General features: G+C 38.6%; 7 protein-coding genes. 5 read left to right on the forward strand and 2 right to left on the reverse strand.

The window, feature by feature from the left end; genetic code table 11:
- Positions 1-205: 205 nt before the first annotated feature.
- Complete coding sequence (locus ABF638_RS37130; protein WP_435027746.1) at positions 206-466, forward strand: Nif11-like leader peptide family natural product precursor; 261 nt, start codon at positions 206-208, stop codon at positions 464-466.
- 10 nt (positions 467-476) lie between these two features.
- On the forward strand, positions 477-869 hold the full coding sequence (locus tag ABF638_RS37135; protein ID WP_435027747.1) for a hypothetical protein: 393 nt from the start codon (positions 477-479) through the stop codon (positions 867-869).
- Here ABF638_RS37135 and ABF638_RS37140 read toward each other — a convergent pair.
- Positions 866-1,045, reverse strand: coding sequence for a hypothetical protein (locus ABF638_RS37140; protein WP_435027748.1), 180 nt, complete (start codon positions 1,043-1,045; stop codon positions 866-868). The two genes, ABF638_RS37135 and ABF638_RS37140, sit on opposite strands and share 4 nt — an antisense overlap.
- Before the next feature lie 185 nt (positions 1,046-1,230).
- On the opposite strand from ABF638_RS37140, the gene ABF638_RS37145 reads away from it, so the two are divergent.
- The 3 genes from ABF638_RS37145 to ABF638_RS37155 all read left to right on the forward strand — a co-directional run bounded on the left by ABF638_RS37145 (position 1,231) and on the right by ABF638_RS37155 (position 3,132).
- Positions 1,231-2,316 (forward strand): AAA family ATPase, encoded by a 1,086-nt coding sequence (locus tag ABF638_RS37145; protein WP_435027749.1) that lies wholly within the window; start codon positions 1,231-1,233, stop codon positions 2,314-2,316.
- Between the two features lie 46 nt (positions 2,317-2,362).
- Positions 2,363-2,929 carry an HD domain-containing protein gene (locus tag ABF638_RS37150; protein ID WP_435027750.1) on the forward strand — a complete coding sequence of 189 codons (567 nt, stop codon included), beginning with the start codon at positions 2,363-2,365 and terminating at the stop codon, positions 2,927-2,929.
- A gap of 65 nt (positions 2,930-2,994) precedes the next feature.
- Positions 2,995-3,132, forward strand: a complete 138-nt coding sequence (locus ABF638_RS37155) for a hypothetical protein (RefSeq protein ID WP_435027751.1) — start codon at positions 2,995-2,997, stop codon at positions 3,130-3,132.
- Here ABF638_RS37155 and ABF638_RS37160 read toward each other — a convergent pair.
- Entirely contained in the window at positions 3,122-3,589 is a 468-nt protein-coding gene (locus ABF638_RS37160) for a pentapeptide repeat-containing protein (protein WP_435027752.1), read from the reverse strand. The genes ABF638_RS37155 and ABF638_RS37160 overlap by 11 nt on opposite strands.
- Positions 3,590-3,628: the final 39 nt, after the last annotated feature.

Here is a 3,628-nt window from a genome sequence, read left to right on the forward strand (position 1 = left end):
ATAACTGGTTTACCCATTCTTGTTACTGTACTTCACCAGACTAATAAACGCTATAAAAACATCGAATATGTGAAAAACCAAGTTGAAAGTTTAGCACAGCAATTAAATAACTTAAAAACAGAATAGATGATGTTATCAGGTAGTACAGTTCTCAAACATGAGAGCAAGGTAACAAGCTATAAAATCTCCTTACTACGTGTCGAAAATGAATAAGTCACTAAATGCCGCTCAAAGTGAACTACAAGTTATGGAATTTTTTGCAGCAGCCCTCCAAGATAAACTGTTGTTAGACCGACTGATGGAAGCAATGGGTGCGAAAGATAACGCTGCAATCATAACTATGGCTGTTGAACGTGGCTATAACTTCTCTCAAGAATCATTGCATCAGGGGCTAACAAAGATATTCCATTTGATGACACCAATCATGCAAGAGCAAAACTTAGCCGTGTCTGAAGAAATTGATTAAGGAGTATGAAGTGATACCAAGGGAAAGAATTCAGCAACTTCTTGACCCCTATGATTCTTCTCAAACAGAGTGCGATGGTATGACCCGCATCTGTCACACTGTACTAACTAATCACGGCATTGAACATCACCCGATGATTGGGGTTTTGACTCAACATCATCAACACATTGAGCCGCATTTCTGGATTGATTTACCAAGTGGAGAACGCATCGATTATCGAGCTAATATGTGGCTTAAAGGAGATGGTATTCCTCACGGAATCTTTCATCCTCAAGACTTTCCAGATGTCACCTACACTGGTGAACTTATAGAGTTAGATGTGTTGTCACCAACACTATTTGAAATACTGACTCTTGAGTTTGATTGGAAAAAATTTCAGCAATATGAAACATCTGATGCTTAATTTTGCACAGGTTCTACTGTCATGATATATTGCCCATACGCACAGCCATTTTCCCATTCCCTAGCATCAACTATATAATAAGTGTTATCAAGCTTGAAGACTGCCATTCTTTTATTTCTTCTGGTCGCTACTTGGATTGCAACATTAACAAGTTCTTTAAAATTTTCAGATGCCATCTATAATTACAATTCAATCTTGATAAACTGCTAGGATTTTTGATTAATTATCAAAAATGTAAATAAGAAAACATATTTAATATTTTGTCATCTACAGGTGATTTACTCAACAACAATATTCTTACAAAATCGCTTTAGATAAACAAATTATAATAAAATTGAATAAAATCTATATTTTAACTATAATGATTAGCTCATTACGGCTGCTAAATTTTAAAGCATTTGAGAATCAATTGGTTGAGTTCAAATCGCTTACCCTTCTCTCTGGTTATAATAGCACTGGCAAATCTTCTGTATTCCAAGCACTATCACTGCTGCATCAATCTTACCAACAAGGTTTACTACAAAGCACTGGTTTATTGCTCAATGGAAACTTGGTAAATATTGGCACAGCTAATGATGCTTTGTATGAAAATGCCAAACAAGACTATGTAGGATTTGAGCTTATTTTTAAAAATGAAACTAAAGGAATTTGGCACTTTAACTACAACTCATTAGAGAGAGAAGCAAATTTTTTAGAGAGTGGATTAAACTCTGTTGATGCCGATGTTTATCAGTCAAGCATTTTCAACGGGCAACTTTATCACCTTCAATCAGAACGTGCAAAAGTTGCATCAGGAATCTTAAATTACCAAAGGCAAGAACTTAAACAAATTGGTGCGCTTGGCGAATATACAGCACATTTTCTCTACACTTACGGTAATCAAGCAATTCCTATCGCCGAACTCACTCACCCGGAAGCAAAATCAATAAATTTGCTAGACCAAGTTGAGGCATGGATGGGAGAAATAAGTCCTGGTCTACGCATCCAAGTTAATGCACATCTAGATATGGATTTGGTTAACTTAAAATTTAGTGACCATGTTGGATACGGCATTACCTACGTTTTACCAATTATCGTGGCAATCCTCGCCTCCAGTCCGGGTGCATTAATTCTTATTGAACACCCAGAAACCGGACTCCACCCCCAAGCACAAACAATGTTGGGTAAGCTGTTAGCGCTGGCTGCTAACTGTGGCGTTCAAGTTGTGCTAGAAACTCATAGCGACCAGATTTTAAACGGTATTCGTCTTGCGGTACATGGTGGTAAAATTGAGCCGGAGGATGTGCAATTACATTACTTTCAACGTCACCAAAACCAAGGTCAAGCTTTTATTAAAGTTGTGTCACCACGCATTGATAAAGACGGCAGAATTGACCGATGGCCTGATGGGTTCTTCGATGAGTGGGAAAACAGTTTAACAGTTTTATTAGAACCTGCAAAATCATAACTCGCTTCTGTTGCAAGCTGCGATCGCCCCACCCAAAAATCGAACAATGCAAACATATCAACTCAGCTTACAAAACTGGTCACAAGAAAGCTACATCAAAGCTTATAGATTTGCTGCACATGCACATCAAGGTCAAAAAGTGCCAGGGTCAAATATACCCTACATCATGCACTTGAGTTTTGTAAGTATGGAAGTCATTGCAGCCTTAAATGTAGAAAAAGAATATGATGGCGACCTTGCTATTCAATGTGCTATTTTACATGACACAATCGAAGATACTGAAACAACTTTTGAGGAAATAAAAACTGAATTTGGTGAATCAGTAGCTAATGGTGTACTGGCATTGACTAAAGATGAAAGTTTAGCAAAATATCTCCAAATGGCAGATAGCTTGCGAAGGATAAAGGAGCAACCGCCAGAAATATGGATGGTGAAATTAGCAGATAGAATCAGCAACCTCCAAGCACCTCCACATTATTGGAATCAAGACAAAATTATTCGATATCGAGAAGAAGGTATTCAGATTTATGAAGCTTTGCACGATGCCAGCCCGTTTCTAGCATCCCGCTTGGCTACTAAAATTGAAGATTACAAGGCGTTTATTAAATCGTAGCGTAGGCGTAGCCCGCCGCAGGCATCGCCTTCAGTTACCCTCAGAATAAACCGATTAACAAAGTTATGTGGTGCGATCGCGCTTTAGGTTGGCGTTGCCCAAATCCTTTGCCAGACATGGTAGTTGATGTATTGAATACAGGGATTGTAGCAGGGTTTCGGTGTGTAAGGGGGCGATCGCTTGAAGGCGTGATTATTGTTTAGCAAAAGCCAAGTCACTCTCAATAAATAAGGCACCTTTTAGGTTAGCCCCACTCAAATTACATTCGTAAAAATTTGCCCCTCTTAGGTCTGCTAGTGCTAAATTGGCTCCTGTTAAATCTGCACCAGTGAGGTTAACTTCACTTAAGTTAGCACTACTTAGGTTAGCCCTCTGAAGTGAAGCTTGTTGCAGGTCTGCCCCGCTTAGGTTTGTCCTCATTAGGTATGCCTTAATGAGGTCGGCTCCACTTAAATTAGCTTGGCTTATATCTGCTGCTGTTAAATCAGCATAACTTAGATTGGCTTGACTTAAATCTGCCCAACTTAACTGAGCATAACTTAGATTAATTTCACTCAGTTTCGCTGATGTAAGTACTGCACACCTCAAATTAGCATTAATAAAATTTCTTTCTCCGATTGCATAACGGCGTAAAATTTCATCAGTACGCCTTATGTGAATTAAGGGAGAGGATGTTGCTCAAAAGTAAGGACATCAATA

This window comes from Nostoc sp. CALU 1950 (genome assembly GCF_051172895.1).
GTDB classification, from domain to species: domain Bacteria; phylum Cyanobacteriota; class Cyanobacteriia; order Cyanobacteriales; family Nostocaceae; genus Nostoc; species Nostoc edaphicum_A.